General features: G+C 40.0%; 17 protein-coding genes. 13 read left to right on the plus strand and 4 right to left on the minus strand.

From position 1 onward, the window contains the following. Positions 1-158 precede the first annotated feature (158 nt). From paaI to ACOMC3_RS13975, 3 genes are all read left to right on the plus strand, one after another. Positions 159-572, plus strand: coding sequence for a hydroxyphenylacetyl-CoA thioesterase PaaI (paaI, locus tag ACOMC3_RS13965; RefSeq protein ID WP_420316499.1), 414 nt, complete (start codon positions 159-161; stop codon positions 570-572). A 104-nt stretch (positions 573-676) separates the two neighbouring features. Beyond that, a complete protein-coding gene (gene hisC, locus ACOMC3_RS13970; protein ID WP_420316500.1) occupies positions 677-1,768 on the plus strand; it encodes a histidinol-phosphate transaminase in 1,092 nt (363 codons plus the stop codon). Positions 1,769-2,137: 369 nt separating this feature from the next. Further along, positions 2,138-2,533: a DUF1761 domain-containing protein gene (locus tag ACOMC3_RS13975; protein ID WP_420316501.1), complete on the plus strand. Its 396-nt coding sequence runs from the start codon at positions 2,138-2,140 to the stop codon at positions 2,531-2,533. Between the two features lie 475 nt (positions 2,534-3,008). Here the strand turns inward: ACOMC3_RS13975 and hrpB are convergent, their stop codons facing one another. Both hrpB and ACOMC3_RS13985 read right to left on the minus strand, forming a co-directional pair. After that, on the minus strand, positions 3,009-5,489 hold the full coding sequence (gene hrpB, locus ACOMC3_RS13980) for an ATP-dependent helicase HrpB (RefSeq protein ID WP_420316502.1): 2,481 nt from the start codon (positions 5,487-5,489) through the stop codon (positions 3,009-3,011). Between the two features lie 211 nt (positions 5,490-5,700). Then, on the minus strand, positions 5,701-6,030 hold the full coding sequence (locus ACOMC3_RS13985; RefSeq protein WP_420316503.1) for a GIY-YIG nuclease family protein: 330 nt from the start codon (positions 6,028-6,030) through the stop codon (positions 5,701-5,703). A 434-nt stretch (positions 6,031-6,464) separates the two neighbouring features. Here ACOMC3_RS13985 and rlmD point away from each other — a divergent pair, with 434 nt between their 5' ends. Continuing rightward, on the plus strand, positions 6,465-7,862 hold the full coding sequence (gene rlmD / locus ACOMC3_RS13990) for a 23S rRNA (uracil(1939)-C(5))-methyltransferase RlmD (protein WP_420316504.1): 1,398 nt from the start codon (positions 6,465-6,467) through the stop codon (positions 7,860-7,862). 39 nt (positions 7,863-7,901) lie between these two features. Here rlmD and ACOMC3_RS13995 read toward each other — a convergent pair whose 3' ends face one another. Beyond that, positions 7,902-9,953: a hypothetical protein gene (locus ACOMC3_RS13995; RefSeq protein WP_420316505.1), complete on the minus strand. Its 2,052-nt coding sequence runs from the start codon at positions 9,951-9,953 to the stop codon at positions 7,902-7,904. Positions 9,954-10,176: 223 nt separating this feature from the next. Between ACOMC3_RS13995 and ACOMC3_RS14000 the strand changes: the two genes are divergently transcribed. The 9 genes from ACOMC3_RS14000 (at position 10,177) to ACOMC3_RS14040 (ending at position 20,078) form a co-directional block, all read left to right on the plus strand. Then, positions 10,177-10,539 (plus strand): hypothetical protein, encoded by a 363-nt coding sequence (locus tag ACOMC3_RS14000; RefSeq protein ID WP_420316506.1) that lies wholly within the window; start codon positions 10,177-10,179, stop codon positions 10,537-10,539. A 5-nt stretch (positions 10,540-10,544) separates the two neighbouring features. After that, the gene (locus ACOMC3_RS14005) at positions 10,545-11,024 is read left to right on the plus strand and encodes a hypothetical protein (RefSeq protein ID WP_420316507.1); all 480 of its coding nucleotides are present in this window, start codon (positions 10,545-10,547) and stop codon (positions 11,022-11,024) included. A gap of 85 nt (positions 11,025-11,109) precedes the next feature. Beyond that, a complete protein-coding gene (locus ACOMC3_RS14010) occupies positions 11,110-13,158 on the plus strand; it encodes an ATP-binding protein (protein ID WP_420316508.1) in 2,049 nt (682 codons plus the stop codon). Positions 13,159-13,160: 2 nt separating this feature from the next. After that, the gene (locus ACOMC3_RS14015; RefSeq protein ID WP_420316509.1) at positions 13,161-13,790 is read left to right on the plus strand and encodes a response regulator; all 630 of its coding nucleotides are present in this window, start codon (positions 13,161-13,163) and stop codon (positions 13,788-13,790) included. A gap of 115 nt (positions 13,791-13,905) precedes the next feature. Then, positions 13,906-14,106 (plus strand): LuxR C-terminal-related transcriptional regulator, encoded by a 201-nt coding sequence (locus tag ACOMC3_RS14020; protein ID WP_420316510.1) that lies wholly within the window; start codon positions 13,906-13,908, stop codon positions 14,104-14,106. A 26-nt stretch (positions 14,107-14,132) separates the two neighbouring features. Then, positions 14,133-15,830 (plus strand): hypothetical protein, encoded by a 1,698-nt coding sequence (locus ACOMC3_RS14025; RefSeq protein WP_420316511.1) that lies wholly within the window; start codon positions 14,133-14,135, stop codon positions 15,828-15,830. 78 nt (positions 15,831-15,908) lie between these two features. Beyond that, a complete protein-coding gene (locus ACOMC3_RS14030; RefSeq protein ID WP_420316512.1) occupies positions 15,909-17,060 on the plus strand; it encodes a tetratricopeptide repeat protein in 1,152 nt (383 codons plus the stop codon). Between the two features lie 11 nt (positions 17,061-17,071). Beyond that, positions 17,072-19,681 (plus strand): CHAT domain-containing protein, encoded by a 2,610-nt coding sequence (locus tag ACOMC3_RS14035; RefSeq protein ID WP_420316513.1) that lies wholly within the window; start codon positions 17,072-17,074, stop codon positions 19,679-19,681. 22 nt (positions 19,682-19,703) lie between these two features. After that, positions 19,704-20,078 carry a hypothetical protein gene (locus ACOMC3_RS14040; RefSeq protein ID WP_420316514.1) on the plus strand — a complete coding sequence of 125 codons (375 nt, stop codon included), beginning with the start codon at positions 19,704-19,706 and terminating at the stop codon, positions 20,076-20,078. Positions 20,079-20,082: 4 nt separating this feature from the next. On the opposite strand, the gene hisIE is transcribed toward ACOMC3_RS14040, so the two are convergent. Continuing rightward, a complete protein-coding gene (gene hisIE / locus ACOMC3_RS14045) occupies positions 20,083-20,679 on the minus strand; it encodes a bifunctional phosphoribosyl-AMP cyclohydrolase/phosphoribosyl-ATP diphosphatase HisIE (RefSeq protein ID WP_420316515.1) in 597 nt (198 codons plus the stop codon). Between the last annotated feature and the right edge of the window lie 5 nt (positions 20,680-20,684).

Below are 20,684 nucleotides of genomic sequence, written 5' to 3' on the forward strand. Positions count from 1 at the left end.
TCCTTGGAGGGTTTAGGGGTGGGTCCGGAAACAATGATTTTCTTTTACTAAATTTTCTAAAAAAAGACGGCCTTAATTAAACCCACCTCATACTCCTCCCAAGAGGAGACTATAGGAGTCTTTTTTGAACAAAAATTGAGATAGTTTTAAAGCAGCTCATGCAAACCAAACCCGAAAAAATAGTCTTAGAAATGATGGCCAACGACTCCTTCAGTCAGTGGCTGGGAGTAGATGTTCTCGAAGTGCGAGAAGGCTATGCCCAAATTAAAATGACGGTGCGAGCAGAAATGCTTAACGGTCATCGCGTTGCGCATGGAGGAATTTCTTTCTCGCTAGCTGACTCTGCTTTTGCATTCGCCTCGAACTCCCACGGACAAAAAGCCGTTTCCATCGAAACATCAATCAACCACATAAAACCCATTTTAGAGGGAGATGTGCTGATCGCCACTGCAGAAAAAGAAAGCATTTCTAAAAGTTTGGGACAGTATATTGTGCGCGTGACACGTGGAGAAGAGCTAGTGGGGCTTTTTAAAGGTGTTGTTTTTCGTAAACAAGAAGAATGGGAAGTGTAACGATTAATTAGTTTAATAGTTAATCAGTTAATTTGTCAGACATGAAGCACACGAATCAGCCAATCAACTATATCACTAATTAACAAATTCACTAGTTAATAAAAATGAATATTCAGATACCTGATCATATAGCCGCCATCAAGAGTTACCAACCCGGTAAGACCATCCCACAGCTACAGCAGGAGTACGGCTGGGATAAAGTTGCCATTCTGTGGAACAATGAAAACACGCTTGGTTATTCACCCAAGTCCAAGCAAGCAGTGATCGATGCGTATGAGTCCATCAACTACTACCCTGACCCGGTCTCGCGTGACCTGAAAGCCGCGTTGGCTAAACGCTACAACAAGTCCGAAAATGAAATTTTCATGGGCAATGGCTCAGAATCTGTGCTCATGCACGCCATCCGGGCCATATGCAGCGGAGACGATGAATTCCTTACCTCCGAAGGAGGCTTTGTGATTATCTACAACTGGGCACGCATCAATAATGCACGGTGTGTGGCTATGCCGATGACAGAGAACTACGCTTTTGATCTTGAGGCCATCAAAAACCGAATCAATCGTAACACCAAGGTGATCTATCTCGCCAATGTCAACAACCCGACCGGCACCATGATCACACAGCAGGAGCTCGACAGCTTCATGCAGCACGTTCCCGACCACATCCTCGTGATCGTAGATGAAGCCTACTTCGAATATTCCGAGGCGCTGCACCCCGACTTCCCCAACTCCTTGGAGATGGATTACCCCAACATCCTGACGCTGCGGACCTTCAGCAAAGCCTACGGGATCGCTGGCGTACGCCTTGGATTCGGGATCGGGCATGAAAAGATCATTGATGCGCTCAACAAGGTGAAGCTTACGTTTGAGCCTACAGCACTGGCACAGGCTGCCGGTATTGGGGCCCTGCAGGATACTGCTTTCCTTAAAAAATCGATTGACAACAATACCAAACAGCTCAAGTACCTCTACAAGGAGTTCGACAGGCTAGGTATCCGCTATGTGACCTCCTACGCCAACTTTGTAATGACTGTTTGGAAGGATAAAGAAGAAGTAATGAAGATATTTAATGCGCTCATGGAACGAGGCGTGCTCGTACGCCCACTCTACGACCCCATCAGCCACTGCATACGTATCTCCGTCGGCAGGCCTGAGGAGAATAAGATGTGTATCCAGGCGTTGGGAGAGGTTTTATAATCCCTCTGCCTCCCCATGACCTTCCACACATCCCCATTTGGAAAAGGACTGGAGGGGAATGTTACTGGACGTCAACAGAATATCCGGCCCATAATCGGAAATAAAATGTTACTGTCATCGCGATCCGACGATAGGAGGAGAAGCGATCTCATTCTTCAGTGATCCAGCCTATAATGAGACTGCTTCGCTCGTTCCTCCCTCGCAGTGACGGTAATATTTTTGATATCCCATCCCGGATTTATTCCGGGATCTTCAGTGGAGAAGGACAAGTGCCTCCTCAAACTAATAGCAGTCAAATTATTCACAAAATTCCTTAGCTTTATAGAGTAACACTAACCTAAATTAATTATGACAGCTAAAAATCGAGTATTGGCAACCCTGGTTGGGTTTGTCGTATTTTTCCTATTGGGATGGCTCTTTTACGGGTTTTTATTGATGGATTTCTATGCAGACAATGCCGGCTCTGCGACTAACGTGATGCGCGCAGAAGAGGATATGGTCTGGTGGGCGCTGATTGTGGGAAATCTTTTCCAGGCCTATTTTCTGGTCTATATTTTCGGCAAATGGGCGAACATCACCACATTCAGTGGTGGGTTAAAAGCCGGTGCAATTCTAGGACTTATCCTGGGACTTGCCATGAACCTAACCATGTTCGGTACTTCCAACATGATGAACCTTACCGGTGCACTTGTAGACCCTTTGGTTTCTATGATCATGATGGGTATCACCGGTGGTGTGATCGGTGTGATGCTGGGGAGAAAATAGCAGTAGGTAACTAACAATACTTTTACTAGCCTGAATGAATTTTTCATTCAGGCTTTTTTTGTGCGCTACCGTCATCGCGATACGACAAAGGAGGTGAGGCGATCTCACTCTTCCGTGACACGTCCTATGATGAGACTGCTTCGGTGGATACAACCCCCTGCTTACCCTCAGTCCCATCACTCCCCCCTTCAAAGGGGGAATAGATCCTTCACTGAGTTCAGAATGACATGCTAGTGATGTGAAATTTTAGTCATGCTGAGACTAGCCGTCCGCGTTTATTTCAGCATCTGCACTCTATTTGCTCCAAATATTATTAAAGACTCTGAAACAAGTACAGAGTGACGTTCTAACTTTAAATAGTACCAAACAAAAAAATGCTCAAGTCATGCTGAACTTGTTTCAGCATCTAAATTCTGTAGACCGTAAACAATGATGTAGACCCTGAAATAAATTCAGGGTGACCAAAATGTTTTGTTTACTTCTTCCGCTTCACACCCCTAACTGCCTCTGCAGTCCACGGATCGTCAGGCCAGTGGTGCTTTGGGTAACGGCCCTTCAGGTCTTTTCGTACCTCAAAGTAGGTTTCGTTCCAGAAATTTTGCAGATCAGAAGTCACCTGAACAGGTTTAAAACCCGGTGAAAGTAAATGAATAAGCAATGGTTGTTTTCCTTCATTCACAGTAGGGGTTTCGGCCATTCCAAACAGCTCCTGAATGCGTGCAGCCAGAACAGGCGCCTCTCCATTGTCTCGATACATTATCTTAATACTCGATCCACTTGGTACTTCCATCTTAGCAGGAGCCAATTTCTCCAGTAGTCGCTGCTTTTCATAATCCAGTGAATGATAAAGTACCTCATAGAGATTGATTTTCTTCAACTCGTGAGGCTTACGAACACCCTCCAAATAAGGAGTCAGCCATTCATTATTGGTAAGCAACAAATTGTCAGTACTGAAATCTTTCCAATCATATGCAGTAAGCCATTTTTTCAGACTTTTTACACGATTTTGGAGTTGCTCAACCTGCTCGTTCCAATCTAAAAGTGTTCGGCCTTCTTTTTTAATTGCCTCAGAAATAGCTTCTGTCAAATTGGAAGAGTCCGGATCCGGTAAAGGCACTGACTTTAAGACAATGCTCCCAATGCGTAAATCCATACTTGCATTTAGGCCTCCATCTTCCGTGTCCCACTCAATCACTTCAACCTCTTTCACTCGAGAGGCCAGGTCTTTGGGATTGAGCGGTGAGGCCAGAAATATCTTTCCCATACCATCTCTGGCATCTAAATTGGCTACAGCCAGCCAGGATTCATGAGCCAAATCGTCTTTATGTCCGGCCATAGCTATGCGTCCATTTGCAAGCTTAAACTGCGCATTGTTTCCGGGTCGATTGTGCGCGATGCGTTCCGGAAATGCATAGGTGAGCAAAAGACCGGTTTCATACGGATCAAAGGGATCATTGTCTTCTTCCACATCAAATAGTTGACGATAGCTAGCAGCTACCTTCTCAATTCGATCTAGTCTACCCCCTCTTCGATCCTCTTTTCGATGTGTTCGCAAAACTTCGATGCGATTATTGATGTCTATACCCGCCTCCTTACCTAGAGGGTCTCGTTCCTCCAGCAGAGCAGCAATATCTGCAGCTAAAGGCACATGATCATCGTCTTCTGCCATTAGCATCATGTGTGCGATCCGAGGGTGACACGGTAAGCGGTGCATGTTCTTGCCATGATCGATGATTCGTCCATTTTCTAAAGCCTCTAACTCGTGCAAGGTGTTGATAGCGGAAAGCCAGGCTCCTCTTGGTGGTGGTGTAAGCCAGGTCAAGCTGGAAGGATCTGTGATACCCCAGCTGGCCAAATCCAACGCCAATGATACCAGATCCACCTCTAAAATTTCCGGTGTTCGATGTTCCTGAAGGCGACCATCTGTTACTTTTGACCACATACGGTAACACACACCCGAACTTAATCGACCGGCTCTCCCTGCCCGCTGATCTGCTGAGTCTTTTGAAATCTGCACCGTTTCCAGTCGTGATAATCCCGATTTGGGATCCCATTTCATCGTTCTGCCGAATCCAGTATCTACCACCACTTTAATTCCTTCAATGGTTAAACTGGTCTCAGCAATATTGGTGGCCAAAACAACTTTTCGCCTTCCCTCCCGATCAGGTAGTATTGCAGCTTTCTGCTTATTGTATGGAAGCTGTCCATATAGTGGATGAATGGACCATCCTCTTAGTTTCGGACGCAGTATTCCTTCACATTTCTTTATTTCTCCCTGGCCAGGTAGGAATACCAAAATATCTCCATCATGCTTTTTTGAGGCTTTCATGATGGTATTAGCTGTCATCTCGGGAATCATGTATTGATCCTGATCGCCCTCATGAAAAACCTCCACAGGATACTGTCGGCCTTGACTCTCTACTACTTTTGCATTCAATAGACCAGCTAGCTGAGGTGTATTGAGCGTTGCTGACATGACCAATATTTTCAGGTCCGGACGCAAGACCTGCTGTGATTCACGACAAAGGGCCAATGCTACATCTGCATGGATGCTACGTTCGTGAAATTCATCAAAGATGACCAATCCAATGCCTTCGAGTGAGTTATCTCCATGAAGCATTCGAGTGAGTATACCTTCTGTCACAACTTCAATTTTAGTCTTGTCGCTCACTTTCGTTTCAAAACGAATGCGATACCCTACAGTCTCCCCTACTTTCTCGCCTAACAATTCGGCCATCCGCATGGCAACAGACCTTGCTGCCAAGCGTCTTGGTTCCAGCATGATGATCTTCTGTCCCTTCAGCCAGGCCTCTTCGAAGATCGCCAAAGGCAGGAGTGTACTTTTTCCAGCACCAGGAGGTGCATGTACAATCAGTGTTGCATCAGTTGCAAGTTGGCTTTTGACTTCTTCAAGAATATCTACTATTGGCAGGTCTATGGATGACAGGTCGAACATGGGGCGAAGTTAGTGTGGTATCACTTTTTTAAGAATAGAGACCCTGAAACAAGTTCAGGGTGACTCAAAAATTTAGAGCAGGAAAGTTCTCTAGGTTAGTCATGCTGAATTTATTTCAGCATCTACGTTATAGAATTTTTAAACCTTTCCGTAGACTCTGAAACAAGTTCAGAGTGACAATCATTTATAATGCTATTCTTAAAATTTGGCTCTACTTCAATTTTCCTGTTAACACTGATTCAATATCTCTCTCATCAAACCAGTCTTCTGCTAAATCATTCAATTCCGGATTATGTGCTTTTATCAAATTCCACTTCCATTCTTTGTGCCAGTTCTTCAGTTGCTTTTCACGTTCAATTGACTGTTCTATTAAAGGAAATGTTTCAAAGTGCATTAAGTATTTAAGGTGGTACTTCTTTGTGTATCTTGAGCCTATACCTGCTTTATGCTGCAATACTCTCACTTCTATATCGTTGGTCATCCCAACATAGAGTAGAGTTCTTTTCGCATTCGAGAGGATGTAGGTGTAGCCTTTTCTCATAACCTTAAAATAGACCCTGAAATTTAGGAGACTCTGAAACAAGTTCAGGGTGACGTATTATTTAAGTGCGTCCAACTACATCTACTAAGTCAATTGAATTTATTTCAGCATTTACAAAATATTGATATTAAAATTATTTCATAAAACCTAAATCAAGTTTAGAGTGACTTACTGATTAAGACTAGCTAATTTTCTATCCCATCCTCCTTAATAACTACTCTGTTCTAAATACTAATTACCAATATACCAATCACTAATATGATCGAAGTGGATAGTGTCGCAATCTAGACGGGATGGAAGCCGGCACAGCGTAAGGCGTACAGCGCGAATATCAGTGGATGTGGAAAGCTGCCAGTTCTCTCCAAAAAAAATCAAATAGAAATAAGTATATCAGAACCGACAAAGCAGAAATGCTCATGCTAATTTTGTGTATAATGAAAAAAGGAGTAACAATTGATTCGCTGGTGATAACGGGAATATCATCGGAAGGAAAAGGTGTAGGGCGTGTAGATGGCAAAGTGGTATTTGTGAAGGAGACTGTGCCAGGCGATGTGGTGAAAGCCAGAGTTGTAGGAAAGAAAAAGAAGTTTCTGGAAGCTTATGCTGAAGAGCTGCTTAAAAAGTCAGACGAACGAATTGAGCCGTTTTGTGAGCACTTCGGACTGTGTGGTGGTTGTAAATGGCAGCATATGGGGTATGATGCTCAGCTAAAATATAAGCAAGAACATGTGGATGAAAATCTCCGAAAACTTAGTGGACTTGATCTTCCAGATATAATGCCCATTTTAGGTTCTGAAAAAACCTCATTCTACCGGAATAAGCTGGAGTTTACTTTTTCGAATTTTCGGTGGTTGACGAAAGATGAAATTGCTAGTGGAGAAGAGCATGTACGTACAGGTCTTGGATTTCATATTCCCAAGCAGTTCAACAAAATTGTAAACATCAATAAGTGTCATTTACAATCTGATCCTTCTAATGACATCCGCTTAAAGGTTAAAGCTTTTGCAGATGCACATAGTGTCCCATATTACGATGTAAAGAAACAAGAAGGGTTCTTAAGAAACTTAATTATCCGAACAGCTTCAACGGGTGAAGTAATGGTAATTCTTCAAGTACATTATCGAGATCAGGAGTTGATTGATCTGATGATGAATTACTTAAAAAAGGAGTTTCCTGAGATTACCTCACTGATGTACGTAGTGAATGAAAAGGGAAATGATTCATACAGTGATCTAGAGGTGGAATTGTTTGCAGGAAAGGACCACATCATGGAACAAATGGGTGATTTGAAATTTAAAATTGGGCCTAAATCTTTTTATCAAACGAATTCCGAACAAGCGCATGAGCTGTATAAGGTTGCTGCAGAATTTGCAGATTTGAAAGGTGATGAACTGGTTTATGACCTGTACACAGGCACTGGGACCATTGCGAATTTTGTGGCTCGCTCAGCAAAAAAAGTAATAGGTATTGAATATGTAGAAGACGCGATTGAAGACGCAAAAATCAACAGTGAAATCAATAAGATCACTAATACGGATTTTTATGCGGGGGATATGAAAGATTTGCTGGGCAATGAATTCATTAACACTCACGGAAAACCGGACGTGATCATTACAGATCCACCACGAGCAGGCATGCACCCAAGAGTAACACAGCTACTTGCTGATCTGAAATCCGATCGAATCGTTTATGTGAGCTGCAATTCTGCTACACAGGCGAGGGATTTGGAGGTATTGGGACAATCGTACGAGGTGGTTAAAATTCAGCCGGTGGATATGTTTCCGCAGACAGCACATGTGGAGAATGTGGTTTTGTTAAAGTTGAGAAAGTAAATCAAGAAGCATTGAAAAGCTCAACTAGAAGTGGGTATTTTAGAGTTCCTTGTATTTCTTGATCTTACGAATGAACGCATCTTCATAGCCATTTTCCCTCAATTCACGCATGGCTTTAACAGCATCTCTTTTTGTTTCATGCGCTCCCAGATAGAATCGATTGAATCCATCTTTTCCCTCCACATTTAGGACAATTGATCGGGGCTCAAGATTTCTGAAATAATTTGGATCTGGCTTATTTGGTATTGTCATCGCCAAAATTTGCACCGTATACAGCTTGCTATTAATCTTCAACTCTTCTTTACTGGCTGTACTTTTATCTTTAGACTGGATCTTTTTAATGATCACCATATCATTTATGTTAAGATTTGTTGAGGTGACACTTACTGTTTCTTTGATCAATTGAATGGTGTCATTTCGTGCCAAGAAATCTTTCACATAAATGAGACTATCCGCAGAATTAACACTGTCAGCCCATACTAATTCCTCTCTTTTTGGCACTTTTTCTATAATCAAGTTTTCAGCGTAATCATTGCGCACTTTCACATTAATATGTTTCACATTAGATGCTGCTGCACCAGCACCGATTTGAGCTAATTCCGTGTTTTCAAAATAGAAATTGAATGAATTGTCATTTTTATCCTTAAAATATACATGTGCCACATATTCGCCTTCATGAAGCACTCGTGTATCTTTTTCAAATGTGACTTTCATTTCTTTGTATATCGGAACCAATAATTCATACGCCCCATTACCATCCGTATAAGTCCTTAAATTTGTAGAATCGTACTTGATGTTTACTTCAGCGTCGGCAATGGGATTGCTGGCACTATCCAACAATTGTCCGGCAACACTTACTTTATTAAATAAAAAGACACGATACACATCTAGCGAGCCGAATCCACCAGTCCGTGTAGAACTTAAATAACCCAGCTTTCCGTCAATAGTAAAGTAGGTATCTTCAGCCACTGTATTGATTGGATAACCTAGATTTTTTGGTTCGTTCCATTTCTGAGAGATGGAATCATAGCTTGTTTGAAAAATATCATATCCACCCATAGTGTCATGCCCACGGGAACTAAAGTATAAAACGCCATTTTGAGCCAAAAAAGGCGAATCCTCATCATAAGGTGTATTGAGCTCTCTTAGGGGTTCTGGACTTCTCCAGTACCCGTATTGATCTTTTTGTATAACAAATAAATCAAGCTGCTCTCCCTCAGATTGAAAATCAGAAGCAAAAAACACGGTATTCTCATCATCGGTGACAAAACAGTGTGTATTATTTCCATCAATCCCTTTGATAAACAACCCTTCATCTTTTTGCCATCTTCCATCCTTTAAGGTATGACTGTATAGATCTCCGTTGCGATAGGAAATCATTTTTTCACCATCACGATAAATTTGAACAGTTGCAACATGGGTGTCATCTCTATTTTCGTCCATATTTAAAGGGACTGCAGCGGTCCATTCTCCACCATTCGCTGAGTCTAATTTTGTATAGAAGATCTTTTCGTAAGCCAAACCATCAGCATCCACCTCTTCGGATGCTTCTGTTCTTTTTGTGAAAATGAGCTCATTGTACTCGTTATACATGATCGCATTATACTCCCAATCACGTGAATTAATTGATGCTCCAAGGTTTTGAACATAATAACCCTTGCTTTCATTATAGTATTTCTCAGCTTTTGAAATGGCCAAAATAGCTTGATCTAAATCGAAAAGTGTGGTGTTATTCAGCAACTTTATAAGGCTATCTGCGCGTTTGAAATTTTCACTCAGGATATTGGCTAACGCATACAAATACACGTTTTCATCGTCTAAATCGCTAAGTTTATTAAATACCTTTTGCGCCTCGGAATACTCATGAAGGTCCATATGGCATTTAGCAAGATAAGAAGCAGTGCTGTTTAGTCTGTATCCACCATCATATAGCAGTTGGAATTGATCCCTGGCTTTGACCAGGTTGCCTTTTCGAAAAAATCTGATCGCTTTTTTTTCAATTGATTGAAAATTTTGGGCAGAAATATCAGAAACAGTTCCGAAAAAGATCAATGTTGCGAGTAAGACAGGCGATAGTGTTTTAATGCACATTTTCAAATTTATACGTGTGATTTAATCCTATGATCAAAATACACTTACCTAACAAACGTACTAAAGAGTAACCAAAATCGAGCAAAATTCATTCTTTTCGACTTTTTGTTCTTTCATGCCTATCCTTTTCTGATCTTGTATTGTAAGCTTAGTTTTGCATGTGAATTTTTTCTTCCAGTGAGTATCCTTCTAGAAACAATTGAATAGAGTTTGAAATAAACAAATGCAAAACGATCCAGAATTAAACCCAAAATACCTAGGTAAAATTTCCTCCGATTTTGTGAAAATTTCAGAGACTATTAAAGAAGCCTCTTATGCTATCAGAAAGCAAGAGTTCTCTGAGTATCCTGTCTTTGCCATGTGCCAGATCGATCAACCAATCGGTCAGTTGCTGGTAGATATAGGTCAGATAGAAAATGAATGGAAATACTTTGCATCCATGATGGAGGAATTTACCCAGCGTGGATTGATAGCAGAGGAAAAGGTTTTTAAAGAGAATTATAAGGATCCGGATGAGTTTTGTTGTCTATTCGTCATTGACGAGCAGTTTACAAACTTCGTTTTTGTCCCTTATCCTATTGATTAGTCATCATGACTCCACAAATTGAATTCGTATTCAATCAATTAGACGATAGCCTTAAAAAAGAGATCATTGATTTTTGGGTTGGAGAAAAGGCATTAGGTGTTGAGCAGGCACATCAAAGAGTTAATGAAATTGCTCTTATTGCACGAGGGTCAGAAAGCAAAATTATGGGCGTCTGTACCATCAGAGATTATTATTTTAAACCTATTGGAAAAAATTTCTGGTACTTTCGAACGTTTGTCAGCAAAGATTATCGACAACACGGTGTTGCAATTGGATTATTGAGCGAGACTAAAAGAAGGATGAATGAACAGTTCAAAGCTGGCAAAAATCCAAAAATCATTGGAATCATCATCAAAGTTGAAAACCCGATACTAAAACAAAACTTCCCTCAAGCAACCTGGCCTAGAACTCAATTTCATTTTGTTGGAACAGAGGGGGATTCACATATCCGAATCAGTTATTTTGAAGGAGCAACAATTGATTAAGGAAGGTCGATAATTGAGAGGTAATTGACAATCAGTGATTTTTTTAGGAAATTGAAAGGACCTTAATTACCAAAATCACTGAATCATGGTTCGTTCCATCAAAATCCTACACTTACTTTTCTTCCTAGTACTTCATTCATCTGCTCAAGTCAATTTACTTGAATCTGAGCTTACCGATGAAGCAAATTCAACCAACATTGACCTGCTGCACAAGCTGACGGAACATTATTCCGTTAAGGATAGCACGAAAGCTATTGAATATGTGAAACTGGCTATTGGCATGAGTCAATCAATAAATGATGATGAGCGACTCGCCAGAGCCTACCTCGATTATGGATACATCTATCAGGAACATTTCAATTATGAACTAGCAGAAAATTGGTTTGAGAAATCGGAAACAATTTACAGTTCCTTAGAATCTGAACGTGGGGTCGCTTTAGTAGCTCAGGCCAGAGGATTGGCTCAGGTAAAGCAAGGTTATCATGAAGAGAGTTTACAATCTTTTAGAAAAGCACTGAGAGGGTTCTTGCAGTCAAATGACCAGGAAGCTATGCTGAAAACTTATTACAATATCGGATATGCTCATTATCGCATCAGGGATTACGACTCTACAACCTATTATTATTTTCAAGTCCTTCCACATTGTGATGATAGTTTGACTCAAAATTGTATTGATGTATATAATCAGCTTGGAACTACCTACACCGAGATTAAAGAATACAAAAAAGCGAATGACTATTTAAAGCTCGCGTTGGCAGGAAGCTTAGGTAAAGGGGACACAGTATCCGCCGGTAATGCCACAATGAATATTGCGGGAAACTACTTCTTTCAGCAGAAACTAGATTCTTGTGCAATTTTTCTAAGCAAGGCTATCGCAATGTATGATGCCACTGGCAACAAGCAAGGTCAGGTCATTGGATTAAATAACTTATCTATCATATATGAAGAGAATGGTGAGTTAGAAAAAGCCTTAGTTACAGCTAAAACTGCAATTCAAGCAGCAAAATCCATAAATGATCGAAATATAATGGCTGGAAGCTACCTTCAGGTGATGGACTTAAGTCGTAAGCTCAAGGATATGAATCAATCTCTTGTTTATGGTGACTCGGCAATTACAACCATAAAAGAGCTCAAGTCCAAATATCACTTTCAACAATACTATTTATCCCTTTCGGAAGCTTATACAGATTTGAATGATTATAAGTCTGCTCTTGAATACAAGGATCTTTATTATGCATACACTGATTCTATGCTCAATGAGCAAAAGAACAAGCAAATAGCAGAATTAGAGACGAAATATGAAACTGAGAAGAAAGAGCAAGAGATAGAATTACTAAACACTGAAAAAGAGTTACAAGCAGCTGTTATTAAAAACAACAGAGCAAGTATTTTCATTCTTATTGCATTATTGGCTGGGCTTATTGTGATTGGTTTTTGGCTATTCAAAAGAAACCAATACAAACAACGAGTGATGCTTGAAAAAGAGCGAACCAGATTAAAAGAGGAACAGATTCGAGCGGTTATTCAATCACAGGAAAAGGAGCGGAAGCGCTTTGCAATGGATCTTCATGACGACTTTGGTCAATTGATCTCAGCATTAAAATTAAATGTCATGAATACCAAAAGTCAAACCACTGAAAAGTCTGAAACCATTTTAGATAACATGTACAGCTCACTTAAAAACATTGCTTTTGATTTGATGCCACATACATTGTTTGAAAAAGGCCTGGAACAGGCCATTGAAGAATTAAAGGAGCAGATCAATGCAGATGGCAGTCTTAAAGTGGATTTCCAGTCTTTTGATATCAAAAATCAGATTGATGATGAGCAGAAAGTGGCAATTTATCGCGTGGTTCAAGAGCTTGTCAGCAACATTATTAAGTATTCTAATGCTACAAAGCTGAACATCAGCATTACGGATATCAATCACGGCATTTCACTGATAGTGGAAGACAATGGTGATGGATTTGACCTGAATCAATTTAAACATGGCAAAGGAAACGGATGGAAAAACATCCACAGTAGATTAGACTTGCTTCATGGAGAAATTGAGTTTGACACCCAGCCTGGCAGAAAAAATACGACTGTAATTATAGAAATCCCTTATTTAAAACAAAAAGCTGAGGCAGCTTAAGCATGAAAGGTCCAGTCAAAATATTGATAGTAGATGATCATCAACTAATGATTGATGGTATGATGGAGTTACTACAAAATCATGGAAATCATGAAATTGTAGCAACCGCAATTTCCGCTAAAAGGGCATTAGAAATTCTAGTCAATACCTCGATTGATGTATTGATTACTGACGTAAATATGCCAGAAATGAAGGGGACCGAATTTATTTTAGAAGTGAAAAAAACCTATCCTGAAATAGGAATTATTGCCGTAAGCATGCATCAGGAAAAGCACATCGTAAAAGATGTATTAAAGGCTGGCGCAGATAGTTATGTACTTAAGCATTCTACTCAGAATGAGTTGATTGAAGCTGTAGAAAAAACAGCGACTGGTGAAAACTTTGTGAGCACTGCTGTCACCAAAATGTTGGTAGATGACATCAAATATCCCTCGATAGAAGAATTATTGAGCGAACGAGAACGTGAGATCATCACATTAGTAGTTAAAGAATATACTGGAAAACAGATAGCAGAAGAGTTATTCATTAGTGAAAAAACGGTTGAAACTCACAAACGTAATATCTTCCGCAAGACCAACACGTCTACACTTGTTGGACTCACCAAATTTGCTATCGAACATCAATTAGTGTGATTTATCCACGTAAATGATCTCCACTAAGGGAATTCCCCTAGTGGAAAATGCATAAACCCCCTGATGCATCAGGTTTTCATTTAAACCAACTTTGATATGAAAATCTTAGAAGCCTATGTCAGTGCCATTTACACCACGTGAAAAAGAGATCGTGCAGCTAATTCTCGATGAAAAATCTAACTCAGTCATAGCTAGTGAATTGGGGATTAGTGAACGCACGGTCGAATCCCATCGAAAGAGTATCTACTCAAAATCCGGGGTAAATAATGTGGTCGGATTGGTCAAACATGTACTTGCTGAGAAAAAATCGAAATAAATCATTATTCATTTAAATCAATCATCATGAAAAAAATTATTGCTATTCAGATACTGATATGTACGCTGTTTCAGGTACCTGCTCAGCTTTTGGAAAAGGAAAACATCATTGACCTTTCAAAAAAAGACAGCCGATTTTCCGCATTTTATGGTTTCCCTAATGAAGTTATCGTAAATGATCAAAATCAGCAGTTTGAGCTTGTTTATGTAAACAAAGTGAAAAGAAAGTCTATCAAAAGAAACCGCTTGGTTTTTGATTATGACTTAAATCTGATTTCCGATCATTCAGAAGAAATCGAAGTAAGAGGTTATGATGCTAACCAAACGACCGTAAAAACTGATGCTGCTAAAATGCCAGCCAACTATAAAGGTGAAGATTATTCAACCACCATGCTGACACTGGGTGGCTCAATGAACAACAAAATCGAAAAAACGGAAGCAACGTACAACTACAACTGGACGAGTCGCACATATGATGTTGAAACGAAGGTGATTGAAAAGGTTAAAGCTAAAGAGCTTGTGGGTAAGACCATGCAAAATCCATATGTACTGCATTACAACAATGCTGCCGGTGATTTACTCTATGTTTCTGGTACAGTAAACAAGAAAAGACTTGTTGTTGATGCTTACAAAGTACACCGCATCAAACCCAACATGGAGAGTGAGGTAGTCGCCGAGTGGTCTTTTGATTACGTTCAGCGTCACTTTTTTGGAGGGTGGTTTCTTACAGAAACGGGAGATGTAAATATGATCCTGGTTTTCGCCAATGCAGGAGGGAAAGTATACAAGCCTAAAGTGAATCAGGCTCCTAACCCGAATGAATGGACCTATGTTCGTCTTTCGCCAAAAGGTGAATTGATGAATAAAGCCACATTTAAAACCAAAGCCAACAACTGGCAGATCCTAGGTGCTTACGAAAAGGATGGGTCCGTATATGTTTATGGGCCAGGAGAATCTAAAGATGTGAACGAAAAGCATCAAGATATTTTGGCTGCTATTGGAACTGGCAAACAAGATGTTTTCCAAATTCTTAAAGTGACTGACGACAAGGTGGATTTTGTTGCGGGCCCAACATTGGATGAGATTAATCAACTTTCTGTGAAACCAGCGGGTCAGAAAAAGAAAGTTGAATATGATGGCAAGCGTGTAGCATTTGGCAACCTAAATATCGCTCCTAATGGAGATATTTTCATCAATGCGCAGGATTGGAGCCTGGACGCCAGATCAACAAAACCACTTTATAAAAGCTTGTTAATGTTCCAATTTGCTGCTGATGGCACTTTCAAGCGGCTCTATGGAATTGAATCACAAAAAGAAAAAGCAGGAATCGGTGGTGCAATAGATCCGGATACTGACCCACGGTTTTTTCAAGATCAAGGACAGATTTTCACAGGACCCAATGGCAATATGTTTTGGAATACCTTCACAGTAAATCAGATAAATAAATACGTAAGCAAATGGACGGAAGGGAGTATTGAATATACTCAAACTACGATCGTTCGAAGATTCACTGGGGCAATCGCCAAGTTCGATCCTGAGTCCGGAACATTGGAGGATTACCAAAAATTAGGTGATGAAAAGTTTCTGCTTTACGCCTTACCATCCGAAGGAATACCTTCAATTTCAATTGATGGAGGGAAGAAAAAAATCTTTCTGGGATACGGTTCAACTAAAGAAACAAAAAATCAGATCTGGTTAGGGAAACTCGATCCTGCTAAACTGTAAATATGATCGTGGTTTTGATTCTGCTTAATAAGTGAGCAGAATCAAAGCTGCAATCTTCCACCTCATAAAATATCTGACATGAAAAATCTATTATTAATTCTGCTAATATCATCCTTCCTTTTTTCACATGCGCAGAGCGAAAGTGAGGACATATATGGGGATGCCTTTGTGCCTTTTGGTATGCTGATGAGAGATGTAATTGATGCCAGTGGTCAAGACCGCTTAGATGCTATTGATCATATTTTTGAAGCCATCGACAATAACACCACAGAGGCTGACTTACTTAGTATACCATCGGTCTATTTTTTGAAAGCCAGAGAGTTAGCCTACCAAGGCAAACACGATGAAGCGTTCGACATTGCCAAGAAAATTCGGAAGATTAGCCCCACAATAGTCAGCTACCTTCTACCAGAATCCAGATCATGGTCGTTTTCGCTGGGTTATACAACAGATGGATTTGTGAATTGGATAAAAGGGGATTCTGAACTTGCAAAAACCTATTTTGATTCTGCTAATATGTATTTCAGTGACGGTTTCTACGCAAATTATTATATGGGCTGGATTCTCCAGAATGAAAAAAACTATGAAAAAGCTCTGGAATATTATACGAGAGCTGAAAATGGGGTTTCAGTAATAAAATTTGATTGGGCTCAACTTTATTTTAAGAAAGGAGTGATTTTCCATACAATGAAGCTTTACAATCAAGCCGTGGATTCCTACACCAAATCCATTGAAAAATTTCCAATCTGTAGAACCTTTTATGAACGAGGTAAGGTATACTATTTTTCAGCGTCCTATCAGGATAAATCGCTTGCATACAATGACTTCCAAAGCATCGTTGAAAATTGCCCTAATTATGAAAATCTTGGCATGGCATACTCCTATGTGGCAGAAAACTATTACGCTAAGCAGCAAAATTCTAAGTCGGCTGAATACTATAGAAAGGCATTCGAACTTCAAGGGAATTTCATTGACGCAGGAAGTGCTTCTATGGTCTATTATGTAATGAAAGACTGGAATAACACCATTTCGTGGGCCACAAAAGCCATCAATGCTTCCAGGAATGTGACCAACCCAAATATCAGAGCTCTCGGTGATTTTTACTTTTATCGTGGATATGCTAATTGGTCGCTGAAACGAATGGATGCTACTGTAAATGATTTACAAAAAGCTCGTAGTTATGGCAATAAAACTGCAGATCAGTACTTAACGCAGTATTTCAATAAGTAGCACCGGTATTTATGCAAGAACTCAGATACCTATTTATTGGAATAATCTTCTTCATATACATCAGAGGGTACTCTCAAGAACAAGTATACAGTACCAATGATGTGAACTTCACGATTGCCAAACGTGCTTATGATGAGAAAAATTGGGCGTTGGCTACAGGTTATTTCGAGAAGTATATTGAAGGTGAGGAGTCTGGTAAGGTACATCCCACAAGAGAGAATAGGCTAATGCAGGCCTATCTGTATGCAGGATTCTGCTCAGAAAAGGCATTCAGATTTGAAAATACAATCGATCATTATGAGTCCGGTATTAGACTTGCGAGGAAATTAAATGAGCCGGCTTATTTAAAGCTTATGCTCAACAATGTAGGCATGGGGTATCAGCGAACTGGAAAGTTCCAGAAGTCTATTTCAGCCCACAAGGAGGCCCTAAAGCTAAACCTTAAAATGAAGGAGATTAATTCTGCAGGAGTTTCTTATTCAAATATCGCTGGTGCGTATCTTCGATGGGGGGACTATTCACAAGCGCTTGAATATCTGGAAAAAGCCAAAGAATTCTATGAATTGGGCGGCAATAAACGTAGTGCGATCCGACAGGATATTGATATCGGTCAAATATATATTAGATGGAATCAATTGGATAAAGCTTTCAATCTCTTGAATGAAACAGCCAATAAATTAATTGCTCTTGGTGCAAATCCTTCTAGCGCTTTAATGCTGTTATCCGAAATCTATGTTGAAAAAAGTGATTTTCAAGCCGCTGAAGAAAAAATAAAGACGGCCATTAATTATGATAGAAAGACTAAAAATGATAAAAAGATCCCCGATCGATTGATGGGTCTAGGCCTAGTGTATTTTCACCAAAAAAAATATGAGGATGCACTGATGATATTTGAGGAAGGTCTCTCAAACGCCCGATATCTCAAAGACAAGGAATACACTTCATCTATCTTATCCAATATTGGTGCCATCTACTATGAAAAAGCCAACTATACCTCAGCCATCACATACTTCGAAGAAGCAGTATTGCTTAAGGAAGAGCTTCGCAGCTCTGCATTCGGACCGATAAGAAGAGAATACCTTTCAAGTCAAATCAAGACCTATAAATACCTTGCTTCGTGCTACATGAAAACCGATAAAGTAGCCAAGACATTTGAGGCAATCGAGGCTGGAAGATCGAAATACCTGGCAGAGCAAATAGCTAAATCATCCGGTGAACCGGAAGTATTAAGTCTGGCAGAAACACAAAAACTGCTAGGCAAAGATGATGTTGCGTTGATTTATGCAAATGCTGATTGGCGAGAAAAACTTCTCATAATCATTACCAATAACAGCATTGACGGCATAATTCTGGACGATCGATCTTTCATACAGAATGTGGTGAACCTCAGTAAAGGAAAAAGCAAAGCGGAAACCCAATCTCAAAGAGGATCTTTAACCTTCATAGTCGCTAAAATGATAGGTAAAGAGGCCGTTGGAGTTAAAGAGCAAAATGACATTTTTGAAATAGCGATTAATTACTACCGAAATTTTCTAATTAAACGGATTCCTGAGGAAAGACTTAGTAATTATTTCTACGACCTTTTAATTAAACCTGTGCAGAAGCATATTGCCAGTAAAAAAAATCTGATTATCAGCCCGGATGGTCTCCTCAACTACCTGCCTTTTGAAACGCTAAAAAGTTCTGGTGGAGAGTACCTGATTCTATCTAAAAACATAAGATACACCCAGTCAATGGGTGTACTTAAAGTGCTCAATGAAAGAAACTATTCGCCCGATAGAAAATACATGTTGGCATTTGGTGGCTCTGTTTACGATGAAGATACATTCAAGGAAAAAATGAAACTACCTGATGATGAAGTGCTGCCCGAAGAGGAGTTTGATGGCCCCATAAGAATCGATACCGATTTATTATCTCTTCTACCTGGCAACTCTACAGATTTGCTATTAAAAGAGAGTTTAACAGCTGAATTGGACCAAAATCCAAAAAAATCTCTTCGTTCGACTTATAAAAAACTGGGGATCACTAAAATGAGTAATCTACCGGGCACACTTTATGAAATAGAACATATCAGTAAAGTAGTTCCAGATGTTGAAATCTATTCGTTGTACCGTTCGAATGAATTTTATATAAAGTATCTGAACAAAAACGGATCATTGGCTAACTATAAGGTTTTACATTTAGCTACTCATGGGCTCACTGTACCTGTTCTGCCCGAGCTATCAGCCGTAGTTCTCAGCATCTATAAAAATGAAAGGTCTGAGGATGGATTCCTGAGAACTCAAGAGATTCACGAATTGAATATCAATGCTGATTTTGTTAACCTTTCTGCTTGTGAAACAGGTCTTGGTAAAATCTACGGAGGTGAAGGAGTAGTAGGATTAACTCAATCATTTTTAATAGCGGGAGCCAATGGGCTTTCTGTATCGCTTTGGTCTGTTGATGATAGATCTACTGCCATTTTCATGGTGGAGATGTATAAAAAAGTTAATCAGGATGGTATGGATTACTACGAAGCGATAGCAGAGACTAAGAGGGAGTTTATTGAAGGAAAACATGGTGCAGGATTTACCAAGCCTTATTTTTGGGCTCCCTTTGTATACTATGGCAGATCACAATAAAGTTTTCAGATCAAATACTTTAATGATTTTTATCCCAGGTTTATTCTTTGGGACTGCATTGATCTTACGTGGAAGAGCTGAACTTTCTACCCTAATTTGGATTTTGCTCGCTGTTGGAGCTTTAATGACTGTGGCGCTTGTATTAAGTTTCACCACAGTTATAATTTCAGAAGAAGAAATCGGAATCAAGAATCTGAAAAAGAGTCAGGTGATCAATAAAACAGATATTGTAAAGCAACAGCGCAAAACCTCTTTTAGAAAAGGATTGGAGTCTATTGTTTGGAAACTGCACTTGAAAAACGGAAATACTGTTACCATTTCAAGTGATCTCTTCAAAGAGCCCGACAGGCTAAAAGAGTCTCTCAATTGGTTTTTAAAAGATATACCAAAAAAATAACCAGTTACTTCTTCAGATGCCGCTCCATCAATTTAGCCTCCACATCTTCCAGCTGTAAGTCCTGATCTGCAAGCAAGACTAAAAAGTGATATAGTAAGTCAGAAGACTCTTCGACCAGCAAATCTTTCTTTCCATCCATCGCTTCAAGGATAACCTCATTAGCTTCCTCACCTACTTTCTGAGCAATCTTCTTTGTTCCCTTTTGGAATAGCTCTGAAGTATACGATTTCTCGGATGGGTTGGCTTTTCTTGATTGGATCACCCCTTGTAATTCGTGAAGGAAACCAGCAGGTTCTTTTTCCCCAAAGCAAGTGTAGGTACCCTTGTGACACGTGTCTCCTTCAGGAATCACTTTGATCAAGTAGGTATCGTTATCGCAATCTTCCTGAATACTAACCACATTCAAGAAGTTTCCTGAGGTCTCGCCCTTCGTCCATAGTCGCTGTTTTGATCGACTATAAAAAGTCACTTTTCCTTCTGATTTTGTTTTAGCTAGAGATTCATCATTCATGTAGCCAAGCATCAATACCTGATTGGTTTGTGCATGTTGGATGATGGCGGGAACCAGTTGTTGGCTGTTGGCTGATAGCTGTTGACTCATATTTT

It is taken from the genome of Ekhidna sp. (genome assembly GCF_965212185.1).
GTDB lineage: Bacteria > Bacteroidota > Bacteroidia > Cytophagales > Cyclobacteriaceae > Ekhidna.

Coding starts and splice junctions, on each gene's coding strand:
- paaI (WP_420316499.1), top strand. CDS start 159: ATGCAAACCAAACCCGAAAAAATAGTCTTAGAAATGATGGCCAACGAC.
- hisC (WP_420316500.1), top strand. CDS start 677: ATGAATATTCAGATACCTGATCATATAGCCGCCATCAAGAGTTACCAA.
- hrpB (WP_420316502.1), bottom strand. CDS start 5,489: ATGTTCGACCTGTCATCCATAGACCTGCCAATAGTAGATATTCTTGAA.
- ACOMC3_RS13985 (WP_420316503.1), bottom strand. CDS start 6,030: ATGAGAAAAGGCTACACCTACATCCTCTCGAATGCGAAAAGAACTCTA.
- rlmD (WP_420316504.1), top strand. CDS start 6,465: ATGAAAAAAGGAGTAACAATTGATTCGCTGGTGATAACGGGAATATCA.
- ACOMC3_RS13995 (WP_420316505.1), bottom strand. CDS start 9,953: ATGTGCATTAAAACACTATCGCCTGTCTTACTCGCAACATTGATCTTT.
- ACOMC3_RS14000 (WP_420316506.1), top strand. CDS start 10,177: ATGCAAAACGATCCAGAATTAAACCCAAAATACCTAGGTAAAATTTCC.
- ACOMC3_RS14005 (WP_420316507.1), top strand. CDS start 10,545: ATGACTCCACAAATTGAATTCGTATTCAATCAATTAGACGATAGCCTT.
- ACOMC3_RS14010 (WP_420316508.1), top strand. CDS start 11,110: ATGGTTCGTTCCATCAAAATCCTACACTTACTTTTCTTCCTAGTACTT.
- ACOMC3_RS14015 (WP_420316509.1), top strand. CDS start 13,161: ATGAAAGGTCCAGTCAAAATATTGATAGTAGATGATCATCAACTAATG.
- ACOMC3_RS14020 (WP_420316510.1), top strand. CDS start 13,906: ATGTCAGTGCCATTTACACCACGTGAAAAAGAGATCGTGCAGCTAATT.
- ACOMC3_RS14025 (WP_420316511.1), top strand. CDS start 14,133: ATGAAAAAAATTATTGCTATTCAGATACTGATATGTACGCTGTTTCAG.
- ACOMC3_RS14030 (WP_420316512.1), top strand. CDS start 15,909: ATGAAAAATCTATTATTAATTCTGCTAATATCATCCTTCCTTTTTTCA.
- ACOMC3_RS14035 (WP_420316513.1), top strand. CDS start 17,072: ATGCAAGAACTCAGATACCTATTTATTGGAATAATCTTCTTCATATAC.
- ACOMC3_RS14040 (WP_420316514.1), top strand. CDS start 19,704: ATGATTTTTATCCCAGGTTTATTCTTTGGGACTGCATTGATCTTACGT.
- hisIE (WP_420316515.1), bottom strand. CDS start 20,679: ATGAGTCAACAGCTATCAGCCAACAGCCAACAACTGGTTCCCGCCATC.